This is a genomic window from Fictibacillus barbaricus (genome assembly GCF_014635025.1).
Lineage (GTDB): Bacteria > Bacillota > Bacilli > Bacillales > Fictibacillaceae > Fictibacillus > Fictibacillus barbaricus.
Window position 1 is genome coordinate 569,111 of record NZ_BMCE01000001.1, and the last position, 19,823, is coordinate 588,933.

Consider the following 19,823-nt stretch of genomic DNA (forward strand, 5'->3'; position numbering starts at 1 on the left):
TAAGAAGGATTAACGCCTTTTTTATGGAACTTATTGAACAAACGTAGCAGGATTGTTGAAGAAGGAGATAATTAATAACTATCTAATTTTTAATCTATCTTTTATGAAAAGAAGTGATTTTTATATGAAATATCAACAAAGAGACTTTTCAGAGGATTTATTGGAGAAGATCAGAAATACCGAAGATGCTTTAAAAGACCATATTGATCGTTTGTTATTGAAGTATAAACCTGTTTTTGCTAAGAAGAATTTAGATTTTCATGCAGGGTTTTATGTGGAGTAAGAGGAGGAATTATGCATACAATTACTGCAAACCATATTTTGGATGTTAAAGAAAAACTTAAAGATTATGATGATTTCACTTTTAGCATTGACTTCAATGGGAATCCAATATTACTGATTGAAAAGAAAATAGATAATTACTATAGACATGAGGTATTGCATTATTTAAGAGGTGGCCCTATATATTTTCAAGTACCAGAAGTGAGTGATTGGTATAGTTTTGCTCAGCCTATAGATGATAATTGGTTATTAGTTAATGCTAGAAATGATTTTTATACAAATAATGCAACTATCTATGATCGAAGTGGTAACGTTATAAGATCATTTGCATTAGGAGATGCCGTTCAAGATATTCAAACAACCAGTAATTCTAAAATATGGGTAAGTTATTTCGATCAAAGTGATGGAGGGGAGTTAAATTGCTTTGACCGTAATGGAAGTTTAAATTTTGATTTTGTAGACTTCGTAATTGATAACAATAGAGAATTACCGTTTATCACTGATTGTTATGCCATGAATGTAACTTCACATTATACTTCCGTTTATTATTATTATGAATTTCCATTAGTAAGGTTAAAGGAAAATGGGGAGTATGAAATCTATCACGATATACCTATAAAGGGGAGTCATGCCTTTGCTATAAATGATAGCGAAGTTCTTTTTGCTAATGATTATGATAGAAAACCAGAAGTATATTTATTTTCTTTGTTAGATAGAAAACTAAAGAAATATACTATTCAAGATAAAATGGGAAATATCATCAATTATGAATACGCAATCGGTAGAGGGAATAAATTATTTTTAGTTAAAAATACAAATATGTATGTAGTAGATATAACTGAATTTAGTTGTAAATAAAAGTATGAGTGTGTGATTTTTAATAGAAAAATAACAAGCAGAATTCCTGTTATTTATTATTCCACAATCGGGTGCGTTAGTGGAAGATCCAACTGCTATTAAAGCCAGTTTTTTTACTGAGCTTAAGGGCAGTTAGTTGAAAAAGGCATTGCTTTAAATAGGTAGAATTAAATACACAAATTATATTAGGGAGAGTGTGATTTATATGATTAACACTTCAGTGAAACTGAGAGATGTCACAGAGGAAGACATCCCTATCTTCTTCGAGCAACAACTCGATTCTACCGCAAACTATATTGCTGCCTTCACGGCTAAGGACCCATCGGATAAGGATACATTTATGGACCACTGGACAAAAATTATAGCCGACGAGACTATTACCATTAAGACTATCATTTTCAATGGGCAAGTCTCGGGTCACATCTCGAACTTTGAACAGTTCGGTGAACCTGAAGTCAGTTATTGGATTGGAAAAGAATATTGGGGTCAGGGGATTGCAACTAAGGCGTTATCTGAGTTTCTGAATTATATTAAGATACGCCCGCTTTTTGCTCGTGCCGCCAAAGACAACATTGCCTCCATTCGGGTTTTGGAAAAATGCGGGTTTAGAATTATCTCTGAAGATAAGGGTTTTTCCAACGCTCGAGGCAAGGATGTTGAAGAATTTATTCTGAAGCTTGAACAATTTGATGTTAATCAATAACGGAGAACCATTTAAGCTTAAAAAAACCAGCTTTTTTATAAGCCGTTCCGTTTTGAGGTGCAAAACTGAAATTAGTATAAGAAATAAAACACTAAAATAGCACTTCAATCAGTCAATAAATAACTAAAAGCTTAGTTATAATTAGCCACGCTTTTAACATTAAAATTAGATAAAACTTTTCTTTTAAAATTTTCCAACAACTTATCAATGTTTGCTATAAATTTTAATGTGAGTTTTTAAAATTAGCACCCTTAAAAAACTTATAAGGAACTTTAAGACAGAATAGACTTTTGTTACAAAAGTACGAGGATGTGGATGTGTATGGTCTGCTAAAAGTGGACCATCCAAGACCAAATAATAGGGAGGAATACATATGAACAAGAAAATATCGTTAATACGCTCTAGTAATCTTGCACAGGTGGATTATGCTTATGCTAGTCGAGTACCTGCTGGGATGGAGTTGCTATTTTTAGCAGGGGCGTGCCCTCTTAATAAAGAGGGAATCGTACCAGATATAAATGATTATGTAGCCCAGGCGAAACTTTGCGTTGAGAATTTGAAGGAGGCTTTAAAGGAAAGCGAAGCTACATTGGAAGATGTCGTCTATACGAGAGTCCTAGTTGCATCCAACCAGCAAGCTGATTTGGTAGCCGCCTGGGAAGCGATTCGTCCTGAGTTTGGCGACCACGATGTCCCAAGCACTTTATCCGGAGTTACGGTGTTAGGTTATAGAAACCAATTAGTGGAGCTGGAGGCCGTAGCAGCCGTCAATCCAATAAAGGAGTAATATTTAACAATAAAAAGAATACGAACATATACACATTAAAATTTATATAAGACCTGAATGAAATCAGGTCTTATTTTATATGTTAATTTTTATCTCAAATAGATTATATCTTTTAAAGTGGAAATCTTTGCGATTTCGCTTGAAAATTATATTGCTAATTGTACTGTTTGCACCTTAAAACGGAACGGCTTAGCTTTTTTAGGTTGTTTTTTTCTTTCGGCTTATTCAACAAACGGGTGCATTTCTTCAAGAAGGATTTTGTTATAATAAGTTACAACAACTATACGTTGCTTGCAGTACAAAAAGTGTAACGTTCCTTCAGGTTCTGTTGCACTTATTGTTGTTTAGGGGAGAGATAGCATGAGTAAAAATCGAATACTTCGGAAGTTTTTAGCAACGATATTTTCCAGTCTATTGTTTTCTGGTTTTATGGCGATAGGTTCATCGACTATGGGAAACCCTGGTCTCAACTATCTTTTCTTTTCTGCTATCTTTTTTGTATATGCAGGAGCTATCATCTTCGTCTACGGAAACATTGTTTCACATCTCTTAGAATGGGTGTTCGACCGTTTTTTCCGACCATCTAAAATGGCTTCAGTCTGCTATATCCTTCTTCACGGAGTCTTCGGTTCACTAATCGGTCTACTTGATTCAGATTTCTCTATTGCAATAATGGGATTCATCGCTGCCCTTCTTTATGGGTTGATCGACTTTTGGATCAACGTTCGTCAAACCCAAGGGCGAACGTTGAAACCGATAACTTTGCTCTTAGTTATGTTTCTTATCCCTTCAATAGCCTTGGGGTTTTTTAGCGATACAATCGATCCCTTTACAAAAGAAGAAGCTCTGGACTTTGTCGTGACCTTACCTGAATATGCCAGCTTCCCGAATAAGGAAGGAAGATTCGAGTTAACGATCCATGGGTTCCATGTTGTGCGGGAAACGATCGTTAAAAAAAAGGATGACGGGACGTATCACATTACATTAAAAGAAACAGGGACGAGAGGCGAGGAAAAAACCAACTGGGAGGTCACTTACCGTGTGGAGCGTGGAGCAAGTTGGTTAGAGAAGGGTGACCCGAGTATACGCCCTCATTATTCGAAAGAAGGAGCAGGGTTTTATCAAGTCCCTTGAGATTGTTAACCAGACTAGAAAAGTGTACTACACTTAAAAAAACACGAAGCTTTAAAATTTTCTCTGTGGACGCCTAAATTTAAATCGTATGCGTTTCTTGATTTGGAGAATTTGACCTACTTCATCAAACAGCAATGAACCGATATGTTTTCCTCTTTCTTCTACGAACAACGACAAAAGATACGCAAAACGTTTATTGCACTCCAATCAACCTGCCAATGGAGGCAAATACAAAAATTCACCCAGGGGCAACAATTTATTAGAAAAGAGCCTTAATAAAAAACGTTTATTCGATCTTCAACAATCAGGTGCATTTCTTGAAGAAGGAGAAGTGCTCTTTTTTATTGAACTTATTGAACGAATGTAGCAGGATTGTTGAATAGCTATTGTGTTATTTGTTTATATTTTTCAAGACGTTAAAGGTGGAGATAATACTTGTCACAAGATTACAAACTAATGGAAATACAGGCAAATGTATTATTTAAGTACGATAGTTTAGGAAGAATGACAGAACTAAATGAGCCACAGAGTATTGATGCACCTTTATTTTTCCTTGGTCGTACCAGAGAAGGAAACGTCGTTCGCTTTCACAAAAACTTCCCAAATTCAAATGTGAATAAAGTGATTGAAGTAATTAATAACAACGAGGATAATGTTGACCTTAAAAAATTAATTGAAGTTATAAATGAGATAAATTTAATAAGTAGGATTTGGATGGGTCCAGCATACGTCTTTCCAGAAAGTTTTAATATGAAATCAAACGCAGTTAAAATAACAAATAATAATAAGGAATTACTAAGAAAAGATTTCCCAAATTTATTTAAGGAATTTGAATGGAGACAACCCTGTTTTGCTATTATTGAAGACGGTTGTGCTGTTTCTGTATGTTGTAGTGCGAGAAAAAGTGCAAAAGCAGCGGAGGCAAGTGTGGAAACTTTGGAAGGCTATAAAGGGAAAGGATATGGGACAGAAAGTGTTATAGCTTGGGCGAATGAAATCAAGAAAGAAAAGTTAAAACCCCTTTATAGTACAGCCTGGGATAATTTCTCATCACAATCAATAGCCGAAAAATTGGGGCTTCATAAATATGGTTTGGATTTCCATTTGAGTTAAGTTCTTGGGGTATTATATTGTTCGACAAACGCGTGCGATTGCGTAGGATAGTGTCATCACCTTGTTAAGAAAAAGGATTAGAAATTGATTTAATATGAGGAGATTAGTTATGAGAGCAGCAATTAAAGCTGAATTAAATAAAATAAATGGTTTGAAATTACAGTATACAGGTAGATCATCAGACCTCTTTTGGCTAGGGTTTGGAGAAATCTTTCAAATTATTAGAAGAGGCAGAACCGAAGAAACAGCAGAATACACATTACATATACAATGTTCGTGGAGGATTACCTTATGCAACAAAATTGTTGTAGCTTCTCGTGATATTTATGCTCCCAACTCTGAATGGGATGACCTCAAAAATGATTTCGATTGGGATATTCAAGGTAACAATAAATTTGATGAACGTATTAAATCTTTTTTGAAGGACACTGGACGATTAATGGTAGAACGAATTGAAGCAGATGATGTCGGGGGAATAGAAGTCTTTTTATCAAATGGTTATAAATTAGAAACATTTCCAGATAGTTCAGGAGACGATGATGATAGTGAGCACTGGAGGTTCTTTAACAGAAAAGAAAATAGCCCACATTTTGTAGTTTCTGGAGAGGGAATTGAAAGAGTTTAATCTTCCACAATCGGGTGCATTTCTTCAAGAAGGGGAATTGCACTTTTTTATTGAATAATGCTTTATTAGCGTTGTATAAATTACATGAAAGATAAGTAGATAGGTGACTAAATGTATAAGTATCGAATTACAAGAGGAACCAGAAAAGTTTAATAGGACAGTACAAATGTTTTTAGAACAAAAGGTTGTCTCTTTATTATAAGCATTAGTTATTCCACAATAGGGTTCAAGAAGGAGAAATGCACCTTTTTATTGAACTATAAGTTACAATTTTCTTATGTTAAGTGATGAAACTTCTATACAAAACAAAGCGTATTAATACAAAAGACTTAGGGTAGTAAGTGCAATATAATAAATGATTTAATAATGTTTGCTATCTTTATAATCTTTCCTTTATTAGGGGGGGTATCATTTTTATAATTGGTCTAAACCTTCCAGTTAAAAAAATTTAAAAATTGATGAAAACTGATCTATTATTGGATGCTATTACTAGAACAATAATTGATTTACGTTTAGATCCAACAGGTTTAATATCAATATGTTTATTTATTGGTTCGTCGCTTTCTTTGGCGGGGTTATTTTTTTTACTTTAGTTATTACTATCTAAGATATGAAATACAGGGATATAATATTGAGAATTATTCCACAATCGGGTGCATTTCTTCAAGAAGGAGATGTGCTCTTTTTATTGAAATAAAACAGTTTAGTTGAAGAAATAAATTGATAGGTAAAGGCGGAGGAATAGTTGGAGAAAATAAAAAAATGTCACAGGGCCTTTGGTGTATATGGTGTTTGTATACAAGATGGAAAGCTTTTAGTAATAAATAAAAACGGTGGACCTTATAAAAATCGTTTATGATCTTCCAGGGGGAAGTTTAGAAGAAGCAGAAAGTTTGTCAGTAGCCATGAAGAGGGAGTTCCTTGAAGAAACAGGATTCAAAATTGAAATTATAAAAAACATTGGAATAATAGATTTTATGCTTCCTTGGGATTGGAAAGAGTTTACTGATGTTCATCACATATGTGTATATTATTCAGTTAAGATTATAGGTGGTGAATTAATTGAACCTGTTCAATTTGAAGGGCAGGATTCCCTTGGAGCATTATGGGTATCAGAGCAAGATGTGTCTGAAGATAATGCTTCTCCACTAGTTCTTAAAGCATTTAAATGGATAAAAAACCAACACCTCGGGATAGATGTTGAATTGTATGAAACTTAGGAGGTAAAAAAGTAATAAAACCTTACTCCACAAACGGGTGCATTTCTTCAAGAAGGAGAAGTGCTCTTTTTTATTGAACTTATTGAACAAACGTAGCAGGATTATTTAATAAAGATCTCAAAAGTTAACTAAAGAAAGTAGCGAAGTTATGAATATAAAAAAACAACTATTAGAGTTACTTAAAAAGACAGTTGTAGAACTAGTAAAAAGTGACTTTGAAAGTATTAAAGCGAAATTAGGAAATGACATACAACTAGAGGACATTAAAGAGGAATTAAGCTACTGGGATTCTTTAACGATTCCTCCTGAATATGCCTATGAAAAAGTAGAATTTTATGAGTATGAAGATGGTTCTGGTTTGGGTTTGGAGTTTGATCTTTGGATTGATAATGAAGTAAGCGACTTAACATTATCTTGTGAAGCAATTCTAGATAAAAACAATAACGTGTTATCTTTTAAAATTGAAAATTTACATACTTTATAAAGTTCACTTATTCCACAAACGGGTGCATTTCTTCAAGAAGAAGATCTGCACCTTTACTTCAGCAAACGATACAGTTTAGTTGAAAAAGAAAAACAGTCAGCAGAAAATAATTATCTGACTACAAAAATAGTTTACAGGAGAACTCTGCGAATAATAAATCTTACCATCTTAATTAGGACGTAAAATGATGTTTGGAAGAAGATAGGGGATATAATCGTGTTAGTATTTTTACTACATATTCTGATAAGTTTCATGGTGTTAGGAATAACATTGGTTCTAGGTCGAATAGTTGAATTTAAAAGAAGTTCTCTTAATAATATGGTTGCGATAACTGGATTATCAGGGATTTTTTTAGTAGGTACAGGTATTTACATTGGAATAGGAGAGTCTTTACATGCATATTTCTATATAACCTTTATATTACAGTTAATTATTATTTGTCTTTTCTTTTTTAACTATCGTCATTTTAAAAAGGTGGGCAATTCAAAATTCATAAACATCTCTTCCATGATCCTAGTTATTATTAGTTATCTAACTTATGTTTACTATATTCTAGGGAGCTTTTTGTATAACTAATGGGTGCATTTCTTCAAGAAGGAGATCTGCATCTTTTTATTGAACAATAGTTGCAGGTTTGTTGAACAAAATATTAATCATTAAGGGAGCAATTATGGTTAAACCGGAAGTTAAATTAATTAAAATAAATGATATTAAAGAAATAAAAGATGAAACATATAGAGAGTACTTATATTCCATAGAAGAGAAGTATTATTTATTTTCTGTACATATTGGAGAAAACGTTGTGGCAGTATGTAATATTAAAAAAGAAGATGAAAAAAGTTATGAAATAGTTGATTACATTGGTTCTGAAAGTTGTATTAAACTGATTGAAGAAAAATTAATGAATTTCAATCCACAATAATCAGTTATTCCACAAACGGGTGCATTTCTTCAAGAAGGAGAAATGCTTTTTTAATAAATTGATTACTAAGCTACTATATTAAACTTTATAAGTGTAAAATTATCTTTGTATCAAATCATAAGGAGCACGAAATTGAAGGAACTTTTAGCTCGAAAATTAATGGTTTCCATCTTAACAACACTTACTTTTACAGTTGGACTATTCTTCATACCTATTATTAGAGGTATGGAATTCTTTTTTTTATGGTTAGTACCAATCGTTATTATTTTTGCTGGTGTCATCATCCTTGTATTTGGAAGTTTAACATCCATTATATTGGAGATGTTACTGAAAAAAATGGTGAAAAAAAGAAAATTTTATTTAGTGTTCTATATTTTATGTCATGGTTTATTTGGTTTTATAGGTGGATTGTTTCTTGCTTTAGCTGACCAAAATAATTGGTCGTTAGTACCGGGTGGAATATGTGGTTTTATGTATGCGATAATTGAAAGCTATATTTTTACGAAATTAACTTACAAGAGTAAAGAAAATAAAGTTTTATAAAGGTAGTCATCACTATCCTAAAATGAGTTATTCAACAAACGGGTGCTTTAATGAAATAAGCAACCCTATAAAACAGCAGAATCAGAAAGAAGCGTACCCTTCACAAGGGTACGCTTTTGGTAAATAGCAATATCTTTTAGAAAACTATTTGTAAATACAAAAAATCTCTACTTATACGCTGCTGTTCTATTAGAAGATAAACTGTTCAGATGGTATTTGCAGGATTTATGTTTAAATTCTTAATTAAGTTTTTGGTATAATATGGGTAGTTAATTTTCATTAAAGTATTTTTAATTTACTATGTTTTATCGATTGACTGAGAAAGGGGTGGTATTTTTGATTAAACCAAATTGGAACATTTTTAAAGCAAAGTTTAGCGAGAACCCACAGAATAACTTTGAATGGTTATGTTATCTTTTATTTTGCGAAGAGTTTGGAAAAGAGTTTGGTATTTTTAGGTATAAGAATCAATCTGGGATTGAGACCAATCCAGTTTATGTAGATAAAGAAGTTATTGGATGGCAAGCGAAGTTTTATGAAACTACTTTGTCGGATCACAAAAGCGATTTAATTAATACCTTAATAAAAACTAAAAGAGATTATTCAGATTTAACAAAAATAATTTTTTATACAAATCAAGAATGGGGACAAAGTCATAAGTCTGAACAAAACGATCCCCAAGCAAAAGTTGATATTGAAAGTAAAGCAAAAGAGTTGGATCTACAAATTGAATGGCGCACAGCAAGTTACTTTGAGTCACCTTTTGTTACCATAAAAAATGAGTTGATTCTTCAACATTTTTTTAGTTTTGAAAAGAGTATTGTTCAACTCTTATCTGAAAAACAAACCCATGCCTCGTCTATTTTAGAGGATATTCAAACATCCATAAACTTTCATGGGGAGAAAATAGAAATAAATAGAAACGATCTTCTTAATAAGATATTAAATAAAATTGAAAAAGAACAAGTATTGATGGTAACGGGTGATGGTGGAGTTGGAAAAACGGCGGTAATCAAAAAGCTATATGAGAATCAAAAAACAAGTACTCCTATTTACATTTTTAAGGCGAGTGAATTTGAAATTACTAGTGTAAATAATTTGTTTGGTGATTACAGTTTGCAAGATTTTATTGAAGTTCATAAAAAAGATAAGAAAAAGTTAGTAGTAATTGATTCAGCTGAAAAGTTATTAGATTTAGAAAACACAGACCCATTCAAAGAATTTCTTTCTGTTTTAATTAAAAATGAATGGAAAATTATCTATACAGCTAGAAGTAATTACTTGTCCGATTTAGACATGCAGTTTATTGATCTATATCAAGTTAAACCTGTTAAGTTCTATATTGAAACTTTGAGCGAGAAAGAACTAATTGCCTGCTCTCAAGCTTATAACTTCGATTTACCAACCGACACAAAGTTGTTGGAGTTACTCAAAAACCCATTTTATTTAAACGAATATTTAAAGTTTTATAGTAATGACGAAGTAATTGATTATCAAAGTTTCAAAGATAAATTATGGAATAAAATAATAAAAAAATCCAAGCCGAATAGAGAGCAATGTTTTATGAAGATTGCTTTTCAAAGAGTAAGTGAAGGTCAATTTTTTATTTCTCCTAATTGTAATGAATTGACCATTAATTCCTTGGTTGAGGACGGTATCCTGCGATATGAAACAGCAGGATACTTTATTACTCATGATATATATGAAGAGCGGGCTTTGGAAAAAATAATAGAATCTGAATTTATTAAACAAGAAAATTACTATGATTTCTTCGTGAAAATAGGAGAATCTCTGCCTATTCGGCGAAGTTTTAGGAAATGGGTGTCTGATAAGCTCTTGATTGAAGATGATTTAATCGAAAGTTTTATTGAAGAAGTCATTGAAGATGAAAACATTCGTTATTTTTGGAAAGATGAAGTTTTGGTATCAGTGTTACTGTCATCATACTCGGATCACTTTATTAATTTATTTGAGGAAAAGTTACTTGAGAATAACCAAAAACTATTAAAAAGAGTAACATTTCTTTTAAGGATAGCGTGTAAAGAAGTTGATGAAGACTTTTTAAAAACAGTGGGATTGGAAGAATATCGCCTGTCGTATATGAAGTATATATTTACAAAGCCAAAAGGAAAAGGCTGGGAAAGTATAATTAAACTAATTTACAAATATAAAGATGATTTTGATGTAGAAAAACTAAATTTTATATTACCGATAATAAATGAATGGAATAATAAATTTAAAAGCGGTAAAACAACAAAGTTATCAGCATTAATTGCCTTGAAATATTACCAAGTAATTGCTGAAGAAGACATTTACCTTTCAAAAGGAGAAGAAATTGAAGAGAACCTTATCAAAACAATTTTACATGGAGCTTCTGAAATAAAGGAGGAACTTTCTCGGGTTTTTGATGAAGTACTGAAAAATAAGTGGAGGGGTTATAGAGATCCTTATTATGACTTAATAAATGCTATTTTAACTAAAGTCGGCGAAAATAAGGAGGTTCTTATATCACTTCCAAAGTATGTATTAAGTCTAGCAGATTTGTACTGGTTTAATCCTAAGGAAAATAGACACCCATTTCATTATAGTGTTGGAGTCGAAGATGATTTCTGTATAGAAAATAATCATAGGGATTATTATCCTTCCAGTGCCTTTCAAACACCTATTTATTGGTTGCTCCAACATTCACTTAAAGAAACCATTGATTTCTTGCTGAGATTTATAAATAGAACAGTTGAATGCTATGTAAAGTCAGATTTAGATAAATCAGAAATAAAAGTAGTAGAAGTTGTTACAGATACCAAAGTGGTAAAACAATATATAAGTAATAGACTTTGGAACACTTATAGAGGCACCCATGTTTTACCTAATGTTTTTGAATCGATTCATATGGCATTAGAAAAGTTTCTTCTTGAAACAGCAAAGAATACCGACTCTAAAATCCTGGAAAGTAATCTTCTATACTTAATCAAGAATTCAAACTCAACTTCTGTTACAGCAATAGTGGTAAGTGTTGTTTTAGCCTACCCTGAGAAAACTTTTAATGTATCTAAGGTTCTATTCCAAACAAAAGAATTTTTTCTTTATGACGCTAGCAGAATGACAGAAGATTACTCTGCAAAAAATCTTTTTTCAATTGGAGCTGGAATGCTACCTAAAAATAAAATTCACGAAGAAGAAAGAATTAATTCTTGTAAGGATAGCCATAGAAAAAAATCACTTGAGCATCTAGCTCTAATTTATCAATTTTTTAAGGGTGAGGGTGTAACTGATGAGGAAGTAGAAGAAAGACAAAAGGTAATATGGGCAATTTTTGATAAGTATTATAAGGAAATTACAGACGATTCCAGGGAAGACGATAAAACTTGGAGACTTTTTCTTGCTAGAATGGACAGCAGAAAAATGAAACCTACTGTGGAAGAAGTGGATGAAGGATTGCAGATAAAATTCAATCCAGAGATTGATACTAGCTTAAAAGAGTATAGTGAAGCTGCTCTCCAAGAAGGTTCTGAAGCAGTAAAATACACTTCCTTAAAAATGTGGGCTGACCATAAAGTTAAGAATGATGAAAAGTACAAAGAATATACACAATATGAAGAGAATCCAAAACAGGCATTGAAAGAAGTTAAGGAGATTCTTGAAAACTTAAAAAAGAATGATTATAGATTTCACCTTTTTAATAAGACGATTCCTGCTGATGTTTGTAGTGTTTTAGTAAGGGATTATTTTGAGGAACTTTCGAAACCTGAAAAGGATTTTTGTAAAGAAGTAATTTTAGAATTTGCAACTTCCTCTTTCAGACCGAATTATTCGTATCAGATATGGGATGGTGTTGAATCAACAATTTCTGTATTGCCACTTATATTAGAGAAGTTTCCTGACGAAAAAGAAAATATAAAAGTCATTCTGTTATTAACTTTGTTCGATTCTCATCCAATAGGAAATTATGCAAAGTTTTCAGATTACTCATTGAATACCATATTTAATAATTTATGGAGTATTAGTTTTTCTGATGCACAATCTCTACTCCTTGGATATCTATACTTAAAACCGAAATATGAAGCGATGCGAGAGAGTATGAGACTAGAAAATTACAAAAAAAATAAATATAAACTATATGAGAATGAGTTAATCGAAACATTTGTAAGTGAATATGAAAAAGACATAGAAAAGGTTATAGCAAATGCGATTTGTTTAGATGACATAAAAAATATAAAAAACCTGAATTTAAGCATCTTAAGAACAGCATTTCAATTAATTCCCTTAAAGATTTTAGATGAGTCACATAAAATAATTACTCAATTCATCATATCTTCTTTTGCAGAGAAATTGTTATCAGATACAGAGGAAAAAGTTGATTACCAAGTGAGACATGATTTTTTGAGGAAGCTTTCTAGGGTTGTTTTATCTTCTCCAAATGAAGATGTTCCTATGTATTTACACCCGTTTATTGAGGGATTTAATAACACTGAATCTATGGCAGAATTATTTAAAGAATTCATCATAGCCGAAGATATGCTGAAAACTTATGATAACTTTTGGTTGGTATGGGACTTGTTTTATGACAAAGTCTCCGAGTTGTGTAATGGTGAAAGTTACGGTTATTACAATCAAATAATCATCAAAAGTTATCTCTTTGCTCAGACACCATGGAATGAAAATGTTACTGAATGGCATGCGTTTAAAGATAATACTAAAAGGTTTTTAAGTAAAGTTGCAAAAAGTATAGGGAGATCTCCATCTGTTTTTTATGCAATTTCAAAATTATTAAATGGAATTGGGCATAAATATCTTAATAATGGAATCTCTTGGATTTCTAGAATCTTAAGTGAACATCCGAATATATGGACAGAGCAATTAGAGGGTAATACAATTTACCAATTAGAAAACCTGTTAAAAATCTATATATATAAGAATCGGGAAAGAGTAAAAAGAGAAACAAAATTAAAACAAGAAGTTCTTGTCATATTGGACTTTTTAGTAGAAAAAGGTTCAGTTGCAGGTTATATGCTAAGAGAAAACGTTTTATAATATCATTTGTGATTTTTACAATATTCTTTTGAAAGATCAACATTAATTTGTGGTGTAAAAATAACTTCAGCTGCCAATATAGGCAGCTTTTTCTTATTCCACAATCGGACCAGATAGTGAAATAAGTTATATGTATTATAATTGGAATATAGGGAGGATTTAAGAAGGTAAATACAATAAAGATTGCAAAAAAACGATAGAATAAGAACTTTTGTTCATTTATTCGGAAAGTAGTGAAAATAGCTGATGAATATTTCTGAAATAATATCGCAAATGAAGCCTGCAGATTATATAGCACTTGGAGTTGGACTTGGGACTATACTTTCAACCTTTTTTGGAGTTTGGCTAGGTGCTTATTTATCAGGGCGTTATGCTGCAAAACAAGCACATAAAGTAAATCATCTATCATCTCAAATCCTAGGTATAAGGTCTTCTGCGAAACCTTTATCACGTAAAATGGAGGAGAGTAGAAATCTTTTTAACGCCGTTGGAGAAGTAGTGGATCTTTTTAAAGATAAAAGTGAGGAAGAAATTGAACAAATTGACAAATTTACCCTGGAAGCTTTAAATAGAAAGATAGATTATTGCACCGAGTTAGTTTGTAATTTTTATGAAACAGAACTTCCGACTCACGCACAGAGACTTCTTGTAAGATTACAGGTTGAATCGAAAAATATTCCAAACTTATATAATTTAATTGCATTTGAAAAGGATATTTCAATTAGGGGACATGCATGGGATGCCTTGAATACTTGCACTCAAAATATATCAAGTATATTAAAAAAAATGGATAACGAACTTGAAAAAGTAGAAAAGCAACTGGAAGATAAAGAGAAAATTTTGAATCAGATACTCTAAAATCCTATAAACCTGGAGGTCTTTCAACAAACGGGTGCATTTCTTCAAGAAGGAGAAGTGCTCTTTTTAATTGAACTTATTGAACAAAAGCAGCAGTTAAATGGAGTAAAACATTAGGAGGAACAATGGAGATGGAAAGAAAAAATCTTTAATATTGCCATTAATGATATAAAATGTTGTTTTCATAGGATGTTCAAAATATTTAAGATGACCAATTAGTTAAAATTAAATTTACTTCTAAAACATCACCCATAGTAGTTTATTGAAGATCATATAAATAATCTGAAAGAATAATTGAAAAATTACTAAAGGATTCCTATTCCTCATTCCTACATAACTGTCAGTGTTACAATTATTTACAAAAGTAAACTTGTTTTTTGAAGTGATTAATACATTAGAGTAAACAACTTTTGATTCTATTTTTAAAAAAAACTACTAAAAAACAATGTAAAAATTACCAGAACATTGTATAATATTGGTATAAGTTAAGGGGGATAAATATGAAAGAACATTTTACAGAGGGTTCCTTTTGGGAAAAGTTAAAAAAGGGAGCTAAAAAAGCTGGCGGTGAGGTAGTATATGCATGTTTATTACTTTACTTTGTATTACAAAAGCCAGATGTACCACTTTGGGCCAAAGGTATTATTATTAGTGCATTAGGTTACTTCATATTACCATTAGATGCAATACCAGATATTACGCCAGGTGTTGGATATACTGATGATTTAGGTGCTGTAATTGTAGCGTTAGGTCAGGTAGCCATTTATATTGATGAAGATGTTAGAAAAAAAGCTTTAGATAAAACAAGAGATTGGTTTGGTGAAGATTTCGATTCTTCATTAGTGGATAATAAAATTTGAATTAATAAAAAACCACACACAAAAATTGTGTGTGGTTTAATTAATTAAACTAATAACCCTAGTTTACCTAATCTTATTAAAAGTACTTTCTGACTAACATTAAACATTCTTGCTACTAATGAGTTGGGAAAGAGAAGCATTAATACACGTTCTTAAGCTAATTGTTAAGGATTATCAGACTTTGATGATTTAAATTAGAAGAATTGGAAATTACATTGAATACAGATGGAGCTGCATTAGAAATTCTTAAAGAGATTACAGAATTTGAACACTTAAGTAGAACCTTGGAGAATACAAGGAACATAGAATGAATGAAGAATAGGTAATTGATCTTTTGCTCTACCATATAGAGGAAAAATATAAAGTTACTAAATAAGTACAGATAATGTATTTTATCTGTCTTTTTTTATTTCTCCATAAGTGAAACATCCTGGTAAATATTAAAAAACGACAGATAACATTGGGGATTATCAGTGCTTTTACAGACAGTGATCAAAGTGGGACTGCTTGAAAGTTATTAGTAACTATTTCCCTAAATGAGTATTACAATTAAGTATTCATTGTGAAAAGGAGCAGATCAAATGTTAAAGCAGAAAAAGAACCTAAAGAATTTTTGGCTAACTGTTGGAGCAGTTCTTATTGCTCCTGTCGTTTTAAATATGACTATTTTTCAGTTTGGAACTCCATTTACTTATGGAGATGGTGATGAGTGGCTTTCCTTCTGGGGGAACTACACTGGCGGTCTCGTAAGTGCTTATGTAGCCTACTTTATTGCTAATTCACAAATAAAGAAACAGCTTGAAATTGATATGCTTAAACAAAGACAAACCAACTTACTTAATCAGCTCCCTGCCTTGATTCGCTTAAAGAATGAACTTGGAAGGAAGCGTGGTCAGTTATTTCGGGCTAACGGGGAAATGCAACAGTACATATCAGAGAATGGTAGGTTAAGGTCTGAAAGAAACCCCCAGGGAATTCCAAGTGGAGCTGCATATCAGAAAACCATTCAAGTTGAGCCAATGAGAGAAGATATTTGGATTTACATTGAAAAGATAGATGATGTTGACTTACAGGTTGAATTAATGAATGCTTTACAATTTTACAAAGACTTCTCAGAAGCAGTAAGTAAGGAATTTAAAAATTTTCCAGCTCAAGGACCAACTCAGAGAGACCGAGAAGAGTGGGAAAAACTATATAATAAAAAAAACTCTGTTTGGTATCAGTTTTACCATGAAAATGTTCCAAATAAATTTGGTATCCTCTATAAGCGTATTGATGACGAGCTTGAGAAGGTTAAAGCTCTCAAGGAAAAAGGTAACTAATTTTTATATAAAAAGGTGGGGTATAAATGACGTTACATGACCAACAGAAAATTACTTTGGTAAGTGCAATGATGTTAGGCTTTTTCTTTTTAGGCAAATTATACTTCAAAAACTTATCTCGGTTTAGACAATAACTTACGGAGGAGAGTATGAATATACCAAACACATTTTTAGAATATGTTGAAGCCACGCCTAATAAAGAGGATTTTCCAGATTGGAAGATTCAAGAGGTAGAGGGATCATTTATTGCACATAAGGATCTATATTATTTTGATGAATCTATCTTTGTTAAAGTTGCCATTAAATGTTGCCATAATACTACTACAAGAGAGTCGTAAACAGTCTACAGAATGGGTAAAATATCAGCTAATTGAATTGATAATATAAAAGAATAAGGACTTCGTAAATAAATATATAATATTAAATTTATAGGATGTGAAAAAAATGTTTATCAAACAAATTCAAGTAGAGAAATTTAAAAAACTGAGGGACTTTAAATTGGTGTTTCCAGAATCAAAAATTATGGGTTTAGAAAAGGATAAAGAGATGAAACTCTCTGTAATTATTGGTGAAAATGGAACTGCTAAAACAACTATTTTTGAACTAATAATTAATGGTTTCCTGCCAATTGATAGGAACATTGAGATGGAAAATTTTGAAGTGACTTATTTACTAAAAGGCAATGAATATAATAAAAAGGAAAATAACGGTATTAATTTAGAGTATCCAGAAAATATAGTTATTTCGTCTTATACTCCTATTGATAAATTAGATAATTCAAAAGAACTTGGTTTTTCTAATAGTGTTTTTTTACAAAAAACGAATATAAATGCACAAAGTATTAAAAAACTAGCAACACGTTTATTAATGAAATATGCATCTAATAAATTTGAAGAAGTCTACTCTATATTGAAATATATTGGATATGAGAAAAGAGAAATGCATTTTGAATTTTCAGATTACCAACTAAAAAATCATTATGCATTAGATAAAGTACTGAAAAAACTACATATAATGAATGATGAAGAGTACAATTTTGAAAATGTGAATTTGGATTTAAATGTAAAAGATAAAATACATAATTATGTTAGAACAATAGATGAATTTGCAAGTCGAATGAGAGTACGTAGAAGAACTATATCGTTTGAAAAGAGATTAAATAAAACTTTAACTGATATTTCAAGTAACATAAGAGGAATTCAGAATATAAGTTTTAAAGGGGAACATTATGCAATAAATGCATTGTTTATTTTAGAAAAGTTTTCAATATTAATAAATGCTACAAAAAATATTGAATCAAATTATAAAAATGGTAAGAGAAAATTATTATCTATTGTAGATATAAATCATTACCCCGGTGGCAATAACCAATTATTGAAGGATTTGAAGTTTTTAAATCTCTTTTCAATAAATATATTATCTGATGTATGGTTTGAAAATAATTATAATGATGAACTGTTTCCGCTTTCGATGTTAAGTTCTGGTGAGTTAAGTATGTTCATAAGATTTTTTGATCTCCACGAATATGTAAAAGATAATTCTATTGTTTTAATCGATGAGCCTGAAACACATTTGCATCCTAAGTGGATAAGGGGTTATATAAAGACACTTATTGATTTATTAGGAGATAGAAAGTGTCATGTAATAATTGCTACACATTCACCATTAATAATTTCAGATGTTACAAAAAATTGTATTATAGGTTTGAAAAAAGAGGATTATTATATTAAGCAAGTTAAAATTGATGATAAAACATTAGGTTTAAATTATGAAGAGGTTCTTTCTGAAATATTTAATCTTGAAGATCAAAAAGGTAAAATGATTGATGAATATGTAGACTTAATTGAGAAGCTTTTGGAATATGAAGATTTTGAAAAGGCGCTAAAAATTTACTCGCAAATTGGCAATAGTGAGGTTAAGTATCAATTATTTTTAAAGTTAAAAGCATATAAAGAATCTAAAGGTGACGGAAATGTATAAAGTAGAGTGGTCAGTTAAAATAGAAAAATTAATTAGACCATATCATGAATTTGTTGTTGAGATACTAGAGTTTGTCAACCAAGAACCGATATTCCAGGTTAAGAAAGAGTCTGATATAGATATTTTAGTTGGAAAAATAAAAGAATTGAAAAAAGATGAAAATTGCATTTATAACTTTTTAGATGTAGCTACTGGAACAAATCTAAAGAAATATATTTGTGATTTAAAATATGAAGGTATAGATTTGTTAGATAAATACACTGCATTTATTGATAACTATAAAAAATTTCTTTCTCAAGAGTGGGAAGATAATACTCAATACTCAGATGAACTAACTAAGGCTTTTGAATATTTTTATACTAATTTAATTCATGGGAAAATTTTTAACAACACAATGGGTGAAAATAATGCAATAAGAGAGTTTAGGGAAGAACTTACTCTTGAAAGCACTTGTCCATATTGTGATTACCATGAAATGGAATTTAATTCTGCATCAGTTGATCATTTTATTCCTAAATCTAAGTACCCGTTACTGGCTATTTTTCCAAAAAACTTAGTTGTAGCATGTACTGCATGTAATGATAGAATAAAAAAAGAAAAATTGTACATACCTATTATGCATCCATATTTTGATAATTTAGATGACTATTTTTATTTTACTTATAAAAATGAAGTAATTAAAATAGAATTTTATGACCATATTTCGTGTAAGGATAAAGAAAAGGTTAAAAATTTTTTCAAACTCTTTAATTTGGAAGAAAGATATAATAAGTATTGTAAAAAGAAATTAATTAGATTAAAAGAAGATATTCAGCGTAATGTAATTAAACAGATTAAAGGTTATAAAAATGTGTCTTTCAATGAAATTCAATGTAAAATCAGAGAAGAAATCTCTGATGAATTCGTAAATATTTCTAAATATAAAAAGAATGATGTTTTAACGAAGTTAAGGTTAGACTATCTTAAACAAATAAAAGAAGAAGACTTGTCAGATCTTAGTATTTATATAGCTAATGAAAATGGAAATAGTAGTCTAACAATTAAAGATCCTTTTTGGGTATAGTTTAATTCAGGTCAAATATAAAGGTTATTTGTTCAATA

17 protein-coding genes and 1 pseudogene are annotated in these 19,823 nt (G+C 31.0%); all 18 read left to right on the top strand.

Annotation, left to right across the window (positions count from 1 at the left end; genetic code table 11):
* Positions 1 to 103: 103 nt before the first annotated feature.
* The 18 genes and pseudogenes from IEV52_RS02705 (at position 104) to IEV52_RS02790 (ending at position 19,785) form a co-directional block, all read left to right on the top strand.
* Positions 104 to 283, top strand: a complete 180-nt coding sequence (locus tag IEV52_RS02705; RefSeq protein ID WP_188400987.1) for a hypothetical protein — start codon at positions 104 to 106, stop codon at positions 281 to 283.
* An 11-nt stretch (positions 284 to 294) separates the two neighbouring features.
* A complete protein-coding gene (locus IEV52_RS02710; protein WP_188400988.1) occupies positions 295 to 1,140 on the top strand; it encodes a hypothetical protein in 846 nt (281 codons plus the stop codon).
* A gap of 205 nt (positions 1,141 to 1,345) precedes the next feature.
* Entirely contained in the window at positions 1,346 to 1,843 is a 498-nt protein-coding gene (locus IEV52_RS02715) for a GNAT family N-acetyltransferase (RefSeq protein ID WP_188400989.1), read from the top strand.
* Positions 1,844 to 2,216: 373 nt separating this feature from the next.
* Positions 2,217 to 2,630 (top strand): RidA family protein, encoded by a 414-nt coding sequence (locus IEV52_RS02720; RefSeq protein ID WP_188400990.1) that lies wholly within the window; start codon positions 2,217 to 2,219, stop codon positions 2,628 to 2,630.
* 360 nt (positions 2,631 to 2,990) lie between these two features.
* Positions 2,991 to 3,764, top strand: coding sequence for a hypothetical protein (locus IEV52_RS02725; RefSeq protein WP_188400991.1), 774 nt, complete (start codon positions 2,991 to 2,993; stop codon positions 3,762 to 3,764).
* Between the two features lie 435 nt (positions 3,765 to 4,199).
* Positions 4,200 to 4,877: a GNAT family N-acetyltransferase gene (locus IEV52_RS02730; protein ID WP_188400992.1), complete on the top strand. Its 678-nt coding sequence runs from the start codon at positions 4,200 to 4,202 to the stop codon at positions 4,875 to 4,877.
* A 109-nt stretch (positions 4,878 to 4,986) separates the two neighbouring features.
* Positions 4,987 to 5,502 (top strand): hypothetical protein, encoded by a 516-nt coding sequence (locus IEV52_RS02735; RefSeq protein WP_188400993.1) that lies wholly within the window; start codon positions 4,987 to 4,989, stop codon positions 5,500 to 5,502.
* 745 nt (positions 5,503 to 6,247) lie between these two features.
* A pseudogene (locus IEV52_RS02740) lies at positions 6,248 to 6,722 on the top strand (NUDIX hydrolase).
* Positions 6,723 to 6,870: 148 nt separating this feature from the next.
* Complete coding sequence (locus IEV52_RS02745) at positions 6,871 to 7,206, top strand: DUF7668 domain-containing protein (RefSeq protein WP_188400994.1); 336 nt, start codon at positions 6,871 to 6,873, stop codon at positions 7,204 to 7,206.
* A 670-nt stretch (positions 7,207 to 7,876) separates the two neighbouring features.
* Positions 7,877 to 8,128 carry a hypothetical protein gene (locus IEV52_RS02750; RefSeq protein WP_188400995.1) on the top strand — a complete coding sequence of 84 codons (252 nt, stop codon included), beginning with the start codon at positions 7,877 to 7,879 and terminating at the stop codon, positions 8,126 to 8,128.
* A gap of 132 nt (positions 8,129 to 8,260) precedes the next feature.
* Entirely contained in the window at positions 8,261 to 8,671 is a 411-nt protein-coding gene (locus IEV52_RS02755) for a hypothetical protein (RefSeq protein WP_188400996.1), read from the top strand.
* A 327-nt stretch (positions 8,672 to 8,998) separates the two neighbouring features.
* Positions 8,999 to 13,702 (top strand): AVAST type 4 anti-phage nuclease Avs4, encoded by a 4,704-nt coding sequence (gene avs4, locus IEV52_RS02760; protein WP_229754234.1) that lies wholly within the window; start codon positions 8,999 to 9,001, stop codon positions 13,700 to 13,702.
* A gap of 246 nt (positions 13,703 to 13,948) precedes the next feature.
* The gene (locus tag IEV52_RS02765) at positions 13,949 to 14,560 is read left to right on the top strand and encodes a hypothetical protein (RefSeq protein WP_188400998.1); all 612 of its coding nucleotides are present in this window, start codon (positions 13,949 to 13,951) and stop codon (positions 14,558 to 14,560) included.
* A 500-nt stretch (positions 14,561 to 15,060) separates the two neighbouring features.
* The gene (locus tag IEV52_RS02770) at positions 15,061 to 15,420 is read left to right on the top strand and encodes a YkvA family protein (RefSeq protein WP_188400999.1); all 360 of its coding nucleotides are present in this window, start codon (positions 15,061 to 15,063) and stop codon (positions 15,418 to 15,420) included.
* 581 nt (positions 15,421 to 16,001) lie between these two features.
* Positions 16,002 to 16,742 (top strand): hypothetical protein, encoded by a 741-nt coding sequence (locus IEV52_RS02775; protein ID WP_188401000.1) that lies wholly within the window; start codon positions 16,002 to 16,004, stop codon positions 16,740 to 16,742.
* A gap of 149 nt (positions 16,743 to 16,891) precedes the next feature.
* Positions 16,892 to 17,080 carry a hypothetical protein gene (locus IEV52_RS02780; RefSeq protein WP_188401001.1) on the top strand — a complete coding sequence of 63 codons (189 nt, stop codon included), beginning with the start codon at positions 16,892 to 16,894 and terminating at the stop codon, positions 17,078 to 17,080.
* Between the two features lie 106 nt (positions 17,081 to 17,186).
* Positions 17,187 to 18,722: an ATP-binding protein gene (locus IEV52_RS02785; RefSeq protein ID WP_188401002.1), complete on the top strand. Its 1,536-nt coding sequence runs from the start codon at positions 17,187 to 17,189 to the stop codon at positions 18,720 to 18,722.
* Positions 18,715 to 19,785: an HNH endonuclease gene (locus tag IEV52_RS02790; protein WP_188401003.1), complete on the top strand. Its 1,071-nt coding sequence runs from the start codon at positions 18,715 to 18,717 to the stop codon at positions 19,783 to 19,785. The genes IEV52_RS02785 and IEV52_RS02790 overlap by 8 nt, the downstream gene beginning before the upstream one ends.
* Positions 19,786 to 19,823: the final 38 nt, after the last annotated feature.

What these genes read in the sequence shown, in the direction of transcription:
- IEV52_RS02705 (WP_188400987.1), top strand. Translation starts at nt 104, where the DNA reads ATGAAAAGAAGTGATTTTTATATGAAATATCAACAAAGAGACTTTTCA.
- IEV52_RS02710 (WP_188400988.1), top strand. Translation starts at nt 295, where the DNA reads ATGCATACAATTACTGCAAACCATATTTTGGATGTTAAAGAAAAACTT.
- IEV52_RS02715 (WP_188400989.1), top strand. Translation starts at nt 1,346, where the DNA reads ATGATTAACACTTCAGTGAAACTGAGAGATGTCACAGAGGAAGACATC.
- IEV52_RS02720 (WP_188400990.1), top strand. Translation starts at nt 2,217, where the DNA reads ATGAACAAGAAAATATCGTTAATACGCTCTAGTAATCTTGCACAGGTG.
- IEV52_RS02725 (WP_188400991.1), top strand. Translation starts at nt 2,991, where the DNA reads ATGAGTAAAAATCGAATACTTCGGAAGTTTTTAGCAACGATATTTTCC.
- IEV52_RS02735 (WP_188400993.1), top strand. Translation starts at nt 4,987, where the DNA reads ATGAGAGCAGCAATTAAAGCTGAATTAAATAAAATAAATGGTTTGAAA.
- IEV52_RS02745 (WP_188400994.1), top strand. Translation starts at nt 6,871, where the DNA reads ATGAATATAAAAAAACAACTATTAGAGTTACTTAAAAAGACAGTTGTA.
- IEV52_RS02750 (WP_188400995.1), top strand. Translation starts at nt 7,877, where the DNA reads ATGGTTAAACCGGAAGTTAAATTAATTAAAATAAATGATATTAAAGAA.
- IEV52_RS02765 (WP_188400998.1), top strand. Translation starts at nt 13,949, where the DNA reads ATGAATATTTCTGAAATAATATCGCAAATGAAGCCTGCAGATTATATA.
- IEV52_RS02770 (WP_188400999.1), top strand. Translation starts at nt 15,061, where the DNA reads ATGAAAGAACATTTTACAGAGGGTTCCTTTTGGGAAAAGTTAAAAAAG.
- IEV52_RS02775 (WP_188401000.1), top strand. Translation starts at nt 16,002, where the DNA reads ATGTTAAAGCAGAAAAAGAACCTAAAGAATTTTTGGCTAACTGTTGGA.
- IEV52_RS02780 (WP_188401001.1), top strand. Translation starts at nt 16,892, where the DNA reads ATGAATATACCAAACACATTTTTAGAATATGTTGAAGCCACGCCTAAT.
- IEV52_RS02785 (WP_188401002.1), top strand. Translation starts at nt 17,187, where the DNA reads ATGTTTATCAAACAAATTCAAGTAGAGAAATTTAAAAAACTGAGGGAC.
- IEV52_RS02790 (WP_188401003.1), top strand. Translation starts at nt 18,715, where the DNA reads ATGTATAAAGTAGAGTGGTCAGTTAAAATAGAAAAATTAATTAGACCA.